The 14,550-nt window shown below is 73.4% G+C and carries 15 protein-coding genes and 1 pseudogene; 11 read left to right on the top strand and 5 right to left on the bottom strand.

All coding sequences use genetic code 11. The features are described from left to right. Positions 1-13: 13 nt before the first annotated feature. Genes C8054_RS07065 through C8054_RS07055 form a run of 3 tightly spaced genes read left to right on the top strand, consistent with a single transcriptional unit; the run spans position 14 to position 1,963 of the window. Positions 14-445: a RidA family protein gene (locus C8054_RS07065; RefSeq protein WP_107155926.1), complete on the top strand. Its 432-nt coding sequence runs from the start codon at positions 14-16 to the stop codon at positions 443-445. Then, positions 438-962 carry a 3-hydroxyanthranilate 3,4-dioxygenase gene (locus tag C8054_RS07060; RefSeq protein WP_107155925.1) on the top strand — a complete coding sequence of 175 codons (525 nt, stop codon included), beginning with the start codon at positions 438-440 and terminating at the stop codon, positions 960-962. Before C8054_RS07065 ends, C8054_RS07060 begins: the two co-directional genes overlap by 8 nt. Then, a complete protein-coding gene (locus C8054_RS07055) occupies positions 962-1,963 on the top strand; it encodes an amidohydrolase family protein (protein ID WP_107155924.1) in 1,002 nt (333 codons plus the stop codon). The genes C8054_RS07060 and C8054_RS07055 overlap by 1 nt, the downstream gene beginning before the upstream one ends. A gap of 88 nt (positions 1,964-2,051) precedes the next feature. On the opposite strand, the gene C8054_RS07050 is transcribed toward C8054_RS07055, so the two are convergent. Continuing rightward, positions 2,052-2,990 (bottom strand): dienelactone hydrolase family protein, encoded by a 939-nt coding sequence (locus tag C8054_RS07050; RefSeq protein WP_199199586.1) that lies wholly within the window; start codon positions 2,988-2,990, stop codon positions 2,052-2,054. Positions 2,991-3,166: 176 nt separating this feature from the next. Here C8054_RS07050 and C8054_RS07045 point away from each other — a divergent pair, with 176 nt between their 5' ends. The 3 genes from C8054_RS07045 to C8054_RS07035 all read left to right on the top strand — a co-directional run bounded on the left by C8054_RS07045 (position 3,167) and on the right by C8054_RS07035 (position 5,388). Continuing rightward, entirely contained in the window at positions 3,167-4,630 is a 1,464-nt protein-coding gene (locus C8054_RS07045; RefSeq protein WP_107156070.1) for an amidase, read from the top strand. A 73-nt stretch (positions 4,631-4,703) separates the two neighbouring features. Next, a complete protein-coding gene (locus tag C8054_RS07040) occupies positions 4,704-4,988 on the top strand; it encodes a hypothetical protein (RefSeq protein ID WP_107155923.1) in 285 nt (94 codons plus the stop codon). Next, positions 4,975-5,388, top strand: coding sequence for a DUF5130 family protein (locus tag C8054_RS07035; protein WP_107155922.1), 414 nt, complete (start codon positions 4,975-4,977; stop codon positions 5,386-5,388). Before C8054_RS07040 ends, C8054_RS07035 begins: the two co-directional genes overlap by 14 nt. A 64-nt stretch (positions 5,389-5,452) precedes the next feature. Here C8054_RS07035 and C8054_RS07030 read toward each other — a convergent pair whose 3' ends face one another. Together C8054_RS07030 and pepN are read right to left on the bottom strand one after the other, a co-directional pair. Next, entirely contained in the window at positions 5,453-6,016 is a 564-nt protein-coding gene (locus tag C8054_RS07030; protein ID WP_107156069.1) for a Uma2 family endonuclease, read from the bottom strand. Positions 6,017-6,100: 84 nt separating this feature from the next. Further along, positions 6,101-8,647: an aminopeptidase N gene (pepN, locus tag C8054_RS07025; RefSeq protein ID WP_199199584.1), complete on the bottom strand. Its 2,547-nt coding sequence runs from the start codon at positions 8,645-8,647 to the stop codon at positions 6,101-6,103. 231 nt (positions 8,648-8,878) lie between these two features. On the opposite strand from pepN, the gene C8054_RS07020 reads away from it, so the two are divergent. From C8054_RS07020 to C8054_RS07005, 4 genes are all read left to right on the top strand, one after another. Next, positions 8,879-9,502, top strand: coding sequence for a disulfide bond formation protein DsbA (locus C8054_RS07020; RefSeq protein ID WP_107155920.1), 624 nt, complete (start codon positions 8,879-8,881; stop codon positions 9,500-9,502). 170 nt (positions 9,503-9,672) lie between these two features. Then, entirely contained in the window at positions 9,673-10,014 is a 342-nt protein-coding gene (locus C8054_RS07015) for a hypothetical protein (protein WP_107155919.1), read from the top strand. A gap of 119 nt (positions 10,015-10,133) precedes the next feature. Next, positions 10,134-11,333 carry a DUF1015 family protein gene (locus C8054_RS07010; RefSeq protein ID WP_107155918.1) on the top strand — a complete coding sequence of 400 codons (1,200 nt, stop codon included), beginning with the start codon at positions 10,134-10,136 and terminating at the stop codon, positions 11,331-11,333. A gap of 76 nt (positions 11,334-11,409) precedes the next feature. Then, positions 11,410-11,880 carry a ribose-5-phosphate isomerase gene (locus C8054_RS07005; protein WP_107155917.1) on the top strand — a complete coding sequence of 157 codons (471 nt, stop codon included), beginning with the start codon at positions 11,410-11,412 and terminating at the stop codon, positions 11,878-11,880. 53 nt (positions 11,881-11,933) lie between these two features. Here C8054_RS07005 and C8054_RS32575 read toward each other — a convergent pair. After that, positions 11,934-12,149 (bottom strand): annotated as a pseudogene (locus tag C8054_RS32575) (hypothetical protein); the annotation flags it as partial. A gap of 470 nt (positions 12,150-12,619) precedes the next feature. Beyond that, a complete protein-coding gene (locus C8054_RS06995) occupies positions 12,620-13,840 on the bottom strand; it encodes a GNAT family N-acetyltransferase (protein WP_107155915.1) in 1,221 nt (406 codons plus the stop codon). A 100-nt stretch (positions 13,841-13,940) separates the two neighbouring features. Here C8054_RS06995 and C8054_RS06990 point away from each other — a divergent pair, with 100 nt between their 5' ends. Beyond that, positions 13,941-14,480: a hypothetical protein gene (locus C8054_RS06990; protein WP_107155914.1), complete on the top strand. Its 540-nt coding sequence runs from the start codon at positions 13,941-13,943 to the stop codon at positions 14,478-14,480. Positions 14,481-14,550 lie beyond the last annotated feature (70 nt).

Below are 14,550 nucleotides of genomic sequence, written 5' to 3'. Positions count from 1 at the left end.
GGGGTGGTGGGTCATGAGTGGTCGTGGGCTCGTCGTCGCCGGGAAGGCCGTGCCGCGCGGCGCGTTCCCGCACGTCAAGGTGGCGGGCGGGTTCGTCTTCGTCTCCGGTACGTCGTCGCGCCGGCCGGACAACACGTTCGCCGGTGTGTCGGTGGACGAGTTCGGCACCACCGACCTGGACATCCGGGCGCAGACCCGGGCCGTGGTCGAGAACATCCGCGACCTGCTCCGGTCGGTGGGCGCGGAACTGACCGACCTCGTGCAGGTCACCAGCTACCTGGTCAACATGAACGACTTCGGCGGCTACAACGAGGTGTGGGCGGAGTTCTTCGACGCCGCCGGGCCGACCCGGACCACGGTGGCCGTGCACCAGCTCCCGCACCCGCACCTGCTGATCGAGATGCAGGCCGTCGCCCTACTTCCGTCGGGAGGTTCCCATGAGTGAGATCGCCGAGCCGTTCAGCTTCTCCGGCTGGATCGGTGAGAACCAGCACCTGCTCAAGCCCCCGGTGGGCAACAAGGAGATGCTGCCCGGCAGCGACGACTTCATCGTCATGGTGGTGGGCGGGCCGAACCAGCGCACCGACTTCCACGTCGACCCGTACGAGGAGTTCTTCTACCAGGTCAAGGGCAACATGCACATCAACCTGATGACGCCCGAGGGGCCGCGTACGGTGCACGTGCGCGAGGGTCAGATGTGGATGCTGCCGCGTAACACCCCGCACTCGCCGCAGCGTCCGGAGGCCGGTTCGATCGGCATGGTGATCGAGCGGGTCCGCGAGGAGGGCACGCTGGAGAAGTTCCAGTGGTACTGCGCCGAGTGCAGCCACAAGGTGCACGAGGTCGAGTTGCAGGTGCGCGACATCGCCGCCGACCTGCCCCCGGTCTTCGCCGCGTTCTACGCCGACGAGAAGGCCCGCACCTGCGACAACTGCGGCGCGCTGCACCCGGGCAAGGGCTGATGCCGGTGCCGGTCGTCGACGTGCACACGCACGTCGTACCGAAGGGGTGGCCGGACCTCGACGCGGCCTGCGGCGGGTCCGGTTGGCCCTGGTTGCGGGTGGACTCCGAGCGCGCCGCCATGATCATGGTGGGGGAGACGGAGTTCCGGCCGGTCGGCGCGGCGTGCTGGGACGCGCCCACCCGGCTCGCCGACATGACCACCGACGGCGTCGACGTCCAGGTCGTCTCACCGACCCCGGTCTTCTTCGGCTACGACCGCCCGGCCGACCAGGCGGTCAAGGTGGCCCGGATCTTCAACGACCTCACGCTGGAGGTCACCGCCGCCGGTGGGGACCGGCTGGTGCCGTTCTGCCAGGTGCCGTTGCAGGACCCGGACGCCGCCTGTGCCGAGCTGGACCGCTGCCTCGCGGCCGGGCACGCCGGGGTGGAGATCGGCAACCACGTCGGCGACCGGGACCTCGACGACGCCGGCATCGTGGCGTTCCTGACCCACTGCGCCGAGGTCGGCGCGCCGGTCTTCGTGCACCCGTGGGACATGCCCGGCGGGCCCCGCCTGAATCGGTGGATGGCCCGCTGGCTGACCGGCATGCCGGCGGAGACGCACCTGTCGGTGCTGGCGTTGATCCTCGGCGGCGTGTTCGACCGGGTGCCGGAGACGCTGCGGATCTGCTTCGCGCACGGCGGCGGCAGCTTCCCGTTCTGGCTGGGCCGCGCCGACAACGCCTGGCACCGCCGCGGCGACCTGGTACGCGGCGCGTCCGCCGCGCCGCCCAGCTCGTACGTCGACCGGTTCAGCGTCGACTCGGTGGTGTTCGAGCCCGCCGCGTTGCGGCTGCTGGTGGACACCATGGGCGTCGACCGGGTGCTGCTCGGCAGCGACTACCCGTACCCGCTGGGGGAGCGGCCGGTCGGGCAGGTGGTGCACCGGTCCGACTTCCTCACCGACGCGCAGCGGACCGCGCTGCTGGGCGGCAACGCCCTGCGCTTCCTCGGCCGGTGACTCGGCTCGGGCGGTCCTGACGGCTTTGGGTGCGTCTGTTGTCGCTGGGGCGACGAGAAACGCACCCAAAGCTTCCGACGGGGTCCGGTCAGGAGTGCGGGCAGGTGTCGCGGTACTCCTCGATGGCGCTGCCCCGGGGCGCCGGGCAGAGGAACTGCTCGTAGCGGGTGTCGTCGTCGACGAACCGCTTGAGCCAGGAGATGCTGTACTTCGCGACCGTCACGTTCGGCGAGGTCGGCGCGGAGTGGCTGGCCGCGTTCAGCTCCAGGTACGCCTTGTTTAGGGTGGCCGGCAGGCTGGTGTAGAACGGCTCCGAGTGCGACGCCACCGGCGCCACCGTGTCGTTCTCGGCGCCGACGACGAGCGTCGGCACGCGTACCGACGACCAGTTCTTCACGGTGTGCCAACCGGTCAGCGGGATCGCCGCCTGGAGCGTGGGGCGGGTGTTGGCCGCGGACAGGCTGCCGCCGCCGCCCATCGAGTGCCCCATCACCGCGAGCCGGTTGCGGTCGATCCGGGTCCGTACCGCGCTGGTGGCGGTCAGGTAGTCCAGGGCGGCCAGGAGTTGGGTGCCCCGGCTGGCCGGCTGGTCGTAGACGGAGAGCGTGTCGATGGTGATGACCACGAAGCCCTGGGAGGCCAGGCGCGGTCCGAGCCAGGCGACCGAGGACTGGCTGGCGGTGAACCCGGGGGAGACGGCCACCGCGCCGAACGTGCCCTCGGCGGTGCTGGTCGGGTAGTAGATCGTGCCACCCCGGAATCCGCTCACGGCCGACGCGGCGACAGTGGTCTGGGCGATGGCGAACGGCCCCCGGGTGGCCTCGATGCTGGCCACCGTGGGCGCGGGACCCCGCTCGTAGGGGTTCGCGGCCAGCGCGGCGAGCGGGGCGCCGTCGCGGGCCCCGGCCGGCGCGGCGGGCAGCGCGGTGAGCCCGGCGGCGGCCAGGGCGAGGGCGAGCAGCGTACGGAGGACGTGGTGGATCCCGCGCCGGGGCGGGACGGTCGGCGAGTCGGGTACGGATCGCACGGCGGGCTCCTGAGGTGGTGGTATCGATCGAAGGTTAACGATGGATCGATCGTGCGCCCGCCACCCGGCCCGGCGGCAATCCCGGCTCGGTCATGCCGGCCGGATATGGGGCCGAGCCACCCGCCGCCGGACGTGTCGACCGGCGAACCCACCACCGAGCGGGCAGGATGGTGGTCATGGCCGAGCCGCACGACCTGACCGCGCTGGAGCAGGCCGCCACGATCCGCCGGGGCGAACTGTCCAGCGTGGAACTGGTCGAGCACCACCTGCGCCGGGTCGACGCGCTCGGCGACACCGTCGGCGCGTTCGTCACGGTCACCGCCGAGCGCGCCCGCGCCGCCGCGCGGGCCGCCGACGCCGTGCCGACGGAGGCGCGCGGGCCGCTGCACGGGGTGCCGACCGCGATCAAGGACCTCACGCTGACCGCCGGCGTCCGGACCACGTTCGGCTCGGCCGCGTTCGCCGACTTCGTCCCGCCCGTCGACGCCGACGTGGTGCGCTTCCTGGCCGGTGCCGGGCTGGTCAGCCTCGGCAAGACCACCACCTCCGAGCTGGGCTGCTCGCTCTACTCCGAGGGGCGGGTCGCGCCGCCGGCCCGCAACCCGTGGGACCTGGCGTACACCGCGGGTGGATCCAGCGGCGGCGCGGCGGCCGCGGTCGCCGCCGGCCTGGTGCCGGTCGCGCAGGGCTCCGACGGCGGCGGCTCGCTGCGCATCCCGGCCGCGCTCTGCGGCCTGGTCGGCCACAAGCCCAGCCGGGGCCTGGTCTCCGGCGGCCCGCTCGGCTTCGGCGCGTTCGGGCTGCCCACCAACGGCCCGCTCGGCCGCACCGTCGCCGACGTGGCGGCGCTGCTCGACGTGCTGGCGCAACCGGTGCCCGGCGAGCCCTACCTGCCGCCCGCCGCGCCCGCCGGCGGCTATCTCGGCGCCGCCCGCGCCGCCCGGCCCGGCCGGCTGCGGATCGGCTGTTTCACCACCGGGATGCTCGCCGACGAGCCGGTCCACCCCGACTGCGTGGCCGCCGTCGACCGGGCCGCCGCGCTGCTCGCCGACGCCGGCCACGACGTGGTCGAGGTTCCCGCGCCGCTCGGCCCGGAGGCGTGGCCGATGTTCGAGACCGTCTGGTACGCGCTGGCGCTCGCCCCCGTCCCGGCCGGTCGGACTGGTGAGCTGCTGCCGCTGACCCGGTTCCTGCGCGAGCGGGGCGAGGCGATCGGCGCCGCCCGACTGATGGCCGCGCTCGGCGAACTCCAGGCCCAGGTGCGCCGGGGCGCGCGCCGGACCGCCGGCTGCGACCTGCTGCTCTGCCCCACGCTGACGGCCCCGCAGGCGCCGGTCGGCGCGTTCGCCGCGCTCGACCCGGCAACGGATTTCGACAGGCAGCGGCGTTTCTCGCCGTACTGCGCGGTCTTCAACGTCACCGGCGACCCGTCCGTTTCGCTGCCGGTCGGCCGGACCGCCGAGGGCCTGCCGGTCGGGGTGCTGCTCACCGGCCGGTACGGCGACGACGCCACGCTGATCGCCACTGCCGCGCAACTGGAGCACTGCTGTGGCGGGTGGGATCAGCACCCCGCAATCTGGCGGGCCGTCGACTCCGCTAACGTGAACATCACAAGCGAGGTCGGGCGCGGCCCGTCGTGACCGTCCACCCGACCCGGAACATTCCTGGTCTCTCTTCCGCCTGGGGGCGTTGGGATTGTCTGTTACCGAGACGTTGGTGGTCTTCGTCGGCATCCCGGTCGCCGCGGTGCTGGTGATCGCCGGTCTGGCGGCCGCCGGCAGCCGTGGCCACGGTGGCGGCGCCAAGCGCTACCGGCCGGGCCGGCCCTTCGACTTCACTCCGGTCTGGTTCCTGGGCCGCCCGGAGCAGCTGGCCGACTCGGCCGGCACCGCGCTGACCGCCGGCGCGCAGGCGCCGGCGCTGACCAGCCACAAGCAGGAGCAGGCCGGCCGGGAGGCGCCGGCCGGTGGAACCGGAGGCGCAAGTGACCGTTGGTGAAGCGCGGCCCACGACCGGGACGGGCACCCCGCCCGACGTGCTGGACGGGCCGTTCTCGACCCGGCAGCTGCTCCGCATCGACGAGGCGCTCCGCCTGGCCGACCAGGGCACCGGCCTGGTCTTCTCGGTCTACGTGGGCGGCCTCGACGAGCCGATCCGGGAGCACGCCGAGCGGCTGCACCGGCAGCTCGCCGAGCCGGACAAGTCGGTGCTGATCGCGGTGTCGCCCAACCAGCGGCAGCTGGAGATCGTCACCGGCAAGTACGCCCGCAAGCGCATCCCGGACACGTACGCGAAGCTGGCCGCGCTCTCCATGGTGGCGTCCTTCGGCGGCGGCGACCTGGCCGGCGGCGTCATCCAGGGCCTCGACCAGCTCGCCAGCCACGCCGGCAAGGGCTGAGCGCAGCCCGGCACGCACGACGAAGCCCGGCCCACGTACGCGTGGGCCGGGCTTTCTCGTGGGCTCAGCGGGGCCAGGCGGAGGGGTCCAGGCGCATCGGCCATGGCTCGTCGATGTGCACCGGATCGTCAGGGCCGAGAGTCCCGACCAGGTCGTAGTGCACCCCCTTGACCAGGTGGTAGCGGTAGACCACCGGGCCGAAATCCCCCTGCTCGACCCGCCAGTAGTGCGGGATGCCGGCCTCGGCGTAGAGCGCAGGCTTGGTGAACCGGTCGTGCCGCCGACTGTTGGGCGATTCCACCTCGATGACCAGAGCGACGTTCGCCGGTTCTGCCCACATCTGTTTCCGAGGTGCATCCGGCTTGAGCACCGTGATGTCCGGGATCAGGTTGCCCTCGGGCACTCGCACCCCGATCTCGCGAATCACCCGCCAGCCCTCCGGTGCGGCCTGTCGCAGGGCCATCCGGATGTCGTCCGCGATCTCGTGGTGCTCCGGCAAGGCCGGTGGGGTCACGTGCAGGCTGCCATCGATGATCTCGTAGCGGTTCGCGTCCTCCGGAAGGTCGGACAGGTCCTCCTCCTGCCACGGCCGCTGACGCGGATGCCACTCGTGGGTCGGTTGTGCCATCACGTCCACCTCCTCCGTACACGATAAAGGGCCGGGGCCGGCGCGGGCTTCCACCCACGCCGGCCCCGGCCGTCGTACCCCTGCTCAGGCGCTGCGGGCGTCCCGCTCACGGGCCTTCAACGCGCGGACCACGCCGTCGCGGCCCTCGGCCACCAGCCGACGCAGCGACGCCGGCTGACCGTCACGGGCCAGCCACGCGTCGGTGGCCGCGACGGTGTCCTCGTCGACCAGGTACGCCGGGTAGGCGAGCTGCACGAACTCCTGCGCCGGCTCGCTGTCCCGCTGCGCCCACACCTGGTCGACGGCGGCGAAGTAACGCTCCCGGTAGGGCGCGGTCAGCTGCACCTGCGCCGGGTGGGTCAGGCCCTGCAACAGCGCGCGGTTGCGCCAGTTGGGCAGCGCGTCCGGGCCGGTGAGCTGCGCCCACACCGCGGCCTTGTTCGCCTCGGTCGGCACCAGCGCGTACGCGTACGCGGCCTCCCGCTCGCCGCTGGCGGTGCGGTCGCTCGCCAACTCGGCCTCCACCTCGGCGACCCCGGCCGCGCCGTTGGCGACGAGCGACTGGAGCACGGTCCACCGCAGCTCGGTGTCGACGGTCAGGCCGGCCGGCACCCCGCTGCCGTCCAGCCAGCCACGCAGCGTCGCCAGGTCCTCGCCGGAACGGGCCGAGGAGGCGCACGCCCGGGCCCAGGCGAGCTGGAAGCCGCTGCCCGGCTCCGCCGCGGCCAGCGCGGTCCGCGCGGTCCGGGCCAGGTCGGCCCAGCCGGTCGGCGCCCACTCCGGGTCGGCGTAGAACGTGAGCGCGGTGGACGCCTGCCGCAGCGTGGCGGTCACCAGGTTGATGTCGGTCTCGGCGGTCAGCCCGGCCAGCACCAGCGCCACGTAGTCGCGCGCCGACAGCTCGGCGTCCCGGGTCATGTCCCAGGCGGCCGTCCAGCACAGCGCCCGGGCCAGCGACGAGTCGAAACCGGCGATGTGCTGCACCACTGTCGACATGGACCGTTCGTCCAGCCGCAGCTTGGTGTAGGTGAGGTCCTCGTCGTTGAGCAGCAGCACGTCGGCCGCGGGCTTGCCGTGCAGCGCGGACAGCTCGGTCAGCTCGCCGGTCACGTCCACCTCGACCAGCTCGCGCCGGACCAGCCGGCCGTCGGTCAGGTCGTAGAGGCCCACGCCGATCCGGTGGGTCCGCAGCGTCGGGTGCCCGGCCGGCGCCTCCTGCCGCACCACCACCCGCTCGTACGCGCCGTCGGCGCCGATGGCGACGTCCGGGCGCAGCGTGTTGACCTGTGCGGTCTCCAGCCACTGGGCGGCGAACTTGCGCAGCTCCCGGCCGGAGGCCGCCTCCAGCTCGGAGAGCAGGTCGTCGAAGGTGGCGTTGCCCCAGGCGTGCTTGCCGAAGTAGGCGCGCAGGCCGGCCAGGAACGGCTCCTCGCCCACGTACGCGACGAGCTGCTTGAGCACGCTGGCGCCCTTGGCGTACGTGATGCCGTCGAAGTTGACCTCGACCGCCTCCAGGTCCGGCATCTCGCAGTAGACCGGGTGGGTGGAGGAGAGCTGGTCCTGCCGGTAGCCCCAGTTCTTCCGGATCGACAGGAACGTCGTCCAGGCGTCGGTGAAGCGGGTGGCGTGGGTGTTGCACCAGTGGCTTGCCCACTCGGCGAACGACTCGTTCAGCCACAGGTCGTTCCACCAGCGCATGGTGACCAGGTCACCGAACCACATGTGCGCCAGCTCGTGCAGGATCGTGTTGGCGCGCTGCTCGTACTCGAAGTCGGTGACCTGCGAGCGGAAGATGTAGTGCGACTCGGCGTGCGTGACGCAGCCGAAGTTCTCCATCGCGCCGGCGTTGAAGTCCGGCACCCAGAGCTGGTCGTACTTGGGCAGCGGGTAGCGCACGCCGAACTTCTCCTGGAAGAAGTCGAAGCCCTGCGTGGTGATCAGGTGCAGGTCGTCCGCGTCGAGGTGGGGCGCCATGCTGGCCCGGCAGAAGTAGCCCATGTCGATGCCGTCGTGGGAGTGGCGCACCTCGTGGTACGGCCCGGCGCACAGCGCGGTGATGTAGGTGCTCATCCGCTCGGAGCGGGCGAAGTGCAGCGTCTTCATGCCCTCGTCGGCGGCCTCCTCGCGGGCCACCGGCATGTTCGACACGACCTTCCAGTGGTCCGGGACGGTGGCGTGCCAGGTGTAGACGCTCTTCAGGTCGGGCTGGTCGAAGCAGGCGAAGACCCGCTGCGCGTCGGCGGTCTCGAACTGGCTGTACAGGTAGGTCTCGCCGTCGACCGGGTCGACGGTGCGGTGCAGGCCCTGGCCACTGTTCGAGTAACCGAAGTCGGCGTCGACCACGAGGACGTTCTCGGCGGCCAGGCCGGTCAGCGTGAGGCCCTGCTCGGCGGACCAGTCGGACAGGTCGACCGGCTCACCGTTCAGCGTGGCCGACCGCACCGTGTCGGCGGCGGCCTCGATGAACGTGGTCGCCCCCGGCTCGGCGCAGCGGAACCGGACCTCGGTCACCGAGCGGAACGTGCGGCCGGTGGGCTGCACGGCGGTCGACAGGTCGAGGCTGATGTCGTACCCGGTCACCTCGAGCAGGCGGGCCCGCTCGATCGCCTCGACCTGGGTCAGGTTGCGCACTCCCGGCACTGTTCGTCTCCATCCCAGTCGTCTCGCCGCGCCCCGCGGCACCGGCCTCCCCGTCCGCTCGTGACGGGCGGTCCGAAACCGAGTCTTCCATGCAGACGCCCCCTTCGGCGGCCGAGGTCAGGCTCTCATTCGGGTGCGTGTCGATACGGTGCGGGGTGCAGACTCGACAGGAGAAGGCGCCGGAAGGCCGGCGCGGTGCGGAATACGCGAAGGGACAATACCGTGACCGATCGTGTCACCGCGGACATGTGGTTCGACCCGCTCTGCCCGTGGGCCTGGATCACCTCCCGTTGGCTGCTCGAGGTCGAGCAGGTCCGGGACGTGGACATCCGGTTCCACGTGATGAGTCTGTCCGTGCTCAACGAAGGCCGGGACCTGCCCGAGGAGTACCAGGACATCATGCGCCAGGGCTGGGGCCCGGTACGGGTGTGCGTCGCCGTCGAGCAGGCGCACGGCGCCGAGAAGCTGGCGAAGCTCTACACCGCGATGGGCACCCGGATCCACCTGGGCAAGGAGGAACTGGGCCGGGACATGCTGGTCGGCGCGCTCACCGACGTCGGGCTGGACCCGGCGCTCGCCGACGCCGCCGAGTCGACGCAGTACGACGACGCGCTGCGGGCCAGCCACGAGGCCGGCATGCGTCCGGTCGGCACCGAGGTCGGCACCCCCGTGGTGCACGCGCCCGGCCCGGACGGCGGTCAGGTCGCGTTCTTCGGCCCGGTGATCACGCCGGCGCCGAAGGGCGAGGCCGCCGGTCGGCTCTGGGACGGCGTGCTGCTGGTCAGTGCCACCCCCGGCTTCTACGAACTCAAGCGCACGCGCACCCAGCCCCCCATCTTCGACTGAGGTGCAAGGAGGGGCCCCCTGTTAACGCCTCAGGCATAGCAGGGGGCCCCGTTTAACAGCGCCGAGCCCCGCGCCGCCCGTCACCGGGCCGGTGCGGGGCTCGTTTCACCGGGTGTTCCCGCCGGCGGCCCGATCGTCGCCGCACCCGGCAGTTCCTGGAGGCGTTCCGCATGGGTAAGCACCGCCGCCTGTCCGACGACGTACCGCCGGCGGCGGCCGAGGACTCCGGTGCGACGTACTGGTCGGTGGCCGAGGGCGACTGGTCCGGCGGCCCGCCCGAACTGGCCGACCTGCTGGCTCCACCGATCGTGGTCGGGGTGGCCCGGGTGGTGGCCACCTCGCGGATGACTCCGCCGGAGGCGGCCCGCCCCGGCCGCGCGACAGCCCGCTCCTCCGCCGGCCATCCGGCCGCTGCGGGCGCGACGACGGTACGCCTCAACGCCGGCCCTCACCCGTCCGCGCCGCCCCGTCGCCCGGCCGGTCCCGGCCGCCACCGCGACCCCGTCGCCTGACTGTTAACCGGGGGCCCCGCCTCTACCGGAGGCGTTAACCGGGGGCCCCTCCTTTCACCTGGTGGAAGGAGGCGAGTCCGGTGACCGGGGTGGGGTGGGCGCGGGTAGCGTCAGCGGACATGACGGTCGTGCATCCGATCGCCCGGGCCTGGATCACCACTGGCGGCACCGGCGCGCAGAACTACGACGAGTTCGCCGACGACGCGGAGATCACCGCCATCGTCGAAGCGAATCCGCACAGTGCCCTGGGCATCGAGATGCCCCACCGGGCGCCGGGCAGCCTGGGGAAGTCCTTCCTCGACGCGCTCCCGGACGCGGTGTCCCGCCTCGCCGAGGCCAAGGCGGACGGCAGCTACACCCCGGCCGAGCAGGTGGTGGTGCTCTACCGGATCAGCGCGCCGGGGGAGGAGAACGCGTACGGACTGTGGGCGATGGTCGACACCGACCAGATCTCCACCCGCGCCGACGAGCCGGGCCTGGTGATCCGCAACGAGGATGTGTTCATCGCCAAGGTGCGGGAGCGCGTCGCGCTGGCGGAGGCCGTCGGCCACCTGCTCTCACCCGTACTCCTGCTCCAGACCGGGCGTGGCGACGAGCTGCACGCGGCGCTCGCGGCGGCGACCGAGACGGCCGGTGCGCCCGCCGCCACCGACGTCGACCAGTCCGGCCGGACGCACGCGATCTGGCTGGTCGGCCCCGGCCCCGCGCAGGACGAGCTGACCGCGCTGGCCGGCGGCGGCGAGCTGGTGGTCGCCGACGGCAACCACCGCAGCCTGGCCGCGCAGACCGGCGGCTTCCCGCGCTTCCTCGCGGTGGTCACCACGCCCGCGTCGGTCGCCATCCAGCCCTACAACCGGCTGGTCAGCGAGCTGACCACCACCCCGGACGAGCTGCTCGACCGGCTCCGCGCCGCCGGCGCCGAGGTCACCGAGGCCGCCGGCCCGGTCGGCGTGCCGGCCACCGGCGGCGCCGTCCACCTGCACCTCGCCGGCCGGGGGTACGCGGTGACGCTGCCGCACGTCGCCGCCGGCCGGCTGGAGAACCTCGACCACGCGCTCGTCGAGCGGCTGCTGCTGCGCGACGCGCTGGGCCTCGACCCGGGCGACAAGCGGATCACGTACGTGGGCGGCGACTACCCGGCGAGCTGGCTCACCGGTGAGGTCGACGCCGGCCGGGCCGAGCTGGCCGTGCTGGTGGCGCCGGTGACGGTGGACGACTTCGTCGCGGTCAACCTGGCCCGGGAGAAGATGCCGCGCAAGAGCACCTGGTTCACCCCGAAGGCGCGGGCCGGCCTGGTCGTCGCCGAGCTGCCCCGCTGAGCACCCGTGTGACGAATCCGCCTCCGGGTCGCCGCCCGCGCGTCGGCCCGGGGGCGGGCCTGTCAGACTGCGCGGTATGCGCGTCTATCTGGGATCCGACCACGCCGGTTTCGAGCTGAAGGTGCACCTGGCCAACCATCTGGCCAAGCAGGGCTACGAGGTGGTGGACGTGGGTCCGCACGCCTTCGACCCGGACGACGACTACCCGGCGTTCTGCCTGCACACCGGCGACCGGGTGGTCGGCGACCCGGGCAGCCTCGGCGTGGTGATCGGCGGGTCCGGCAACGGCGAGCAGATCGCCGCGAACAAGGTGGCCGGCGTCCGGGCGGCGCTCGCCTGGAACATCGACACCGCGCAGCTGTCCCGGGAGCACAACGACGCCAACGTGGTCGCGATCGGCGCGCGACAGCACACGCTGGACGAGGCGACCGCCCTGGTCGAGGCGTTCCTGACGACGGCGTTCTCCGGCAATCCCCGGCACAGCCGGCGCATCGCCCAGGTGGCCGACTACGAGCAGAGCCGGCGGCTGCCCGAACTGCCGGCCTGACGCGTCCGGCCGGGCGCCGGGAACCCGGCGCGACACACGTCATCAAGCGGTCGTCAGCGTCCGCCGCGCGGCAGGTCCTCGCGGGGCACCCAGTTGCGGCGCACCAGCACCACCCGCGCCTCGGCCGCGGCGAGGTCGTCCTCGCTGGGGCGGGCGGCGTCCCGGGCCCGCAGCGCGGCGGTGACGCTCACCTGCGACGACCCCGAGCCGACGAGACCACGTAGCCCCCGTTCGCCGTCGTCGGCGGACGGGGCGCCGCGACGCCCGCGAGGCTCCGACGACTCCAGCTCGGCGCGTCTGGCGCCGCGCGGCGCCCTGGAGCCGTCGTCCGACGATTCCGGCTCGGCGCGTCTGGCGCCGCGCGGCGCCCTGGAGCCGTCGTCCGACGATTCCGGCTCGGCGCGTCTGGCGCCGCGCGGCGCCCTGGAGCCGTCGTCCGACGATTCCGGCTCGGCGCGTGTGACTCCGCGCGGCGGTCGGGGGGTGACGTCGTCGTCGACCGCGGCCGTGGTCGCGCTCAGCTCTCCGGCCGCCGACGGCTCAATCGCCTCGCCGTGATGCCGCAGTCTCCGCCGCCGCCGCTCCGCCTCGCCCACCCCCCGACCGTACCGCCCAACCGGGCCGCTCACCGGCCTCGTCCGTCCGCGTCCACGCCGGACGATCATGAAGTTGCGGGGACGATTCGGACACGCCGCACCGCCAGCCTCATGATCGCCGACCCGGGGCGGGACCGGGTGGGTCAGAAGTTCTCCATCGGGGACGGGGCGCGGTGCCAGGTGAAGGCGGGGGTGGCGGCGGTCAGCGTGTCCGGGAGCAGTTCGCGGACCCGGCCGGCGGCGGCCAGCGCGGCCGGCGTGGTGCCGCCCAGCAGAAGTTCGCCCAGCGCGCGGACGTCGCAGGCCAGCCCGGCCGGCGCGGTGGTGGCCGTGCACTCGGCGCCGGCCGGCCCGCCGACCAGCCGCCAGCGGCCGGTGTTCTCCGGCAGCAGCTCGTCGGTGACCTCGATCACCACGTCCACGTCGGCGGCGTAGCGCCGGGCGGCGAGCGCGGCCGGCACGTCCACCACCCGCACCCAGAGCGCGTCGGCGAGCTGCGGGGCCAGTTGGCGCGGCTCGTCCACCAGGCGCAGCAGCGGCTCGTCCACGGCGGCGGTCGGGAACGACAGCCGCCGGGTCAGGTCGACCGAGAGCAGCAGCCGCCACAGCGCCAGCGACGCCTCCGGGGTGACGGCCACCACCTCGCCGACCTGCACCTCGCCCCGGGGGACGTCGCCGACCCACTCCTCCTTCGTCCGGTAGAGCGCATAGCCGTCGAGCCCGTCCGGCCCGTGGTGCAGCAGCACCCGGCGCTCCGTGGCGCCGCCCCGGCGTCCCTTCGCGTCCAACAGCACGTACGCCCACCAGCGCTCGTCCCGCCGGGACCAGCCGGGGCGGTCGGCGCGCGCCCGCTCGTACAGTCGGGCCAGCTCGTCGGTGTGCGGGGCCGGCCGGTCCAGGCGCAGCCTGCCCTCGGCGGGCGTCGGGGCGGGCAGCCGCAGCCCGGTGGTGTCCGCGGTCAGCATCAGCCGCTGCGCCGCCGAGCCGTAGCCGAAGCGGGGATAGATGCGGCCCTCGCTGGCCCAGAGCACCGCGACCGGCTCCCGCCCGGCGTCGCGGATCTCCCGCAACTGCCGCCGCATCAGGCCGGTGAGCAGGCCGCGACGGCGGTGTGTCGGGGCGACCGCCACCATGCTCACGTGCGCGGCCGGTACGCTCCCGCCCGGGACGGCCAGGTCGCGGCTGAACGCGCCGGCGTGCGCGACCGCCGTCCCGCCGTCGCGGATCAGCAGGGAGCGTTCCGGCTCGAAGATCGGGCGCTCGACCTCCTGCACCTCGGGGTCGGTGTCGCCGTGGAAGCAGAGCGCCAGGAAGGCGGCGATCTCGTCGAAGTCGTCGGCCCGGGGCACCACCGCGTCGGTCATCGCCCGTGTCTACCCCATCGCCGTCGGGGTCGGCACCCTATTTGCCGGGTGGCTACCCTCGACAGCGGAGGCGGACGTCGGTCGAGGGGGAGGACGAAGCATGGCGGACCAGACACAGCCGTGGGCGGAGCGCACCGTGGAGGTGCCGCCCCAGCCGGGGGTGGTGCCTTCCCAGCGGGACGCGTTCCAGCGCGGGGTGGCGGCGGTCGGCCGGCCGCGTACGCCCCGGACGGAACAGTTCCCCACCGTGGAGCACGGGGTGTCCGGTGACTGGGCCGACGCGTCGACGCCCCGCCGGTCGATGAGCTGGCACCTCGCCCAGGCCCGCCGGGGCGGGGAGTGGAGCGCGGCGGGTGCCCTGTTCGCGTTCGTCTGCTGGGGCATCTGGGCGATCTCCGGCCGGGGTAACCTGGTCGCCCCGCTGCTCACGTTCGTGCTCAGCCTGCTCACCGCCGTCGGCCTGTTCGCGTTGGCCCGGCTGCTCGGCCGGTTGATCCTGGAGCGGCAGCTCGGCCGGGTGCGCCGCAGCGCGCGGGGCGCGCACATGATCACCGCGCTGTTCCTGGCCGGTGTCGGGGTGGCCTACCTCCAGCAGACCGAGTGGGTGGTCTCGGCCTGGAACTGGGTCACCGGCAACTGACGTCCGGGACGCGCGGGCCGGTCGGCTTCGGTGCCGCCGCCCGCGCGTCGTCCGTCGACACGTCGGGCCG

Origin of the sequence: Micromonospora sp. RP3T (genome assembly GCF_003027925.1) — a bacterium.
Taxonomy (GTDB): domain Bacteria; phylum Actinomycetota; class Actinomycetes; order Mycobacteriales; family Micromonosporaceae; genus Micromonospora.
Note: the sequence above shows the minus strand (reverse complement) of the source record. Positions and strands in the feature narration are given on the sequence as shown.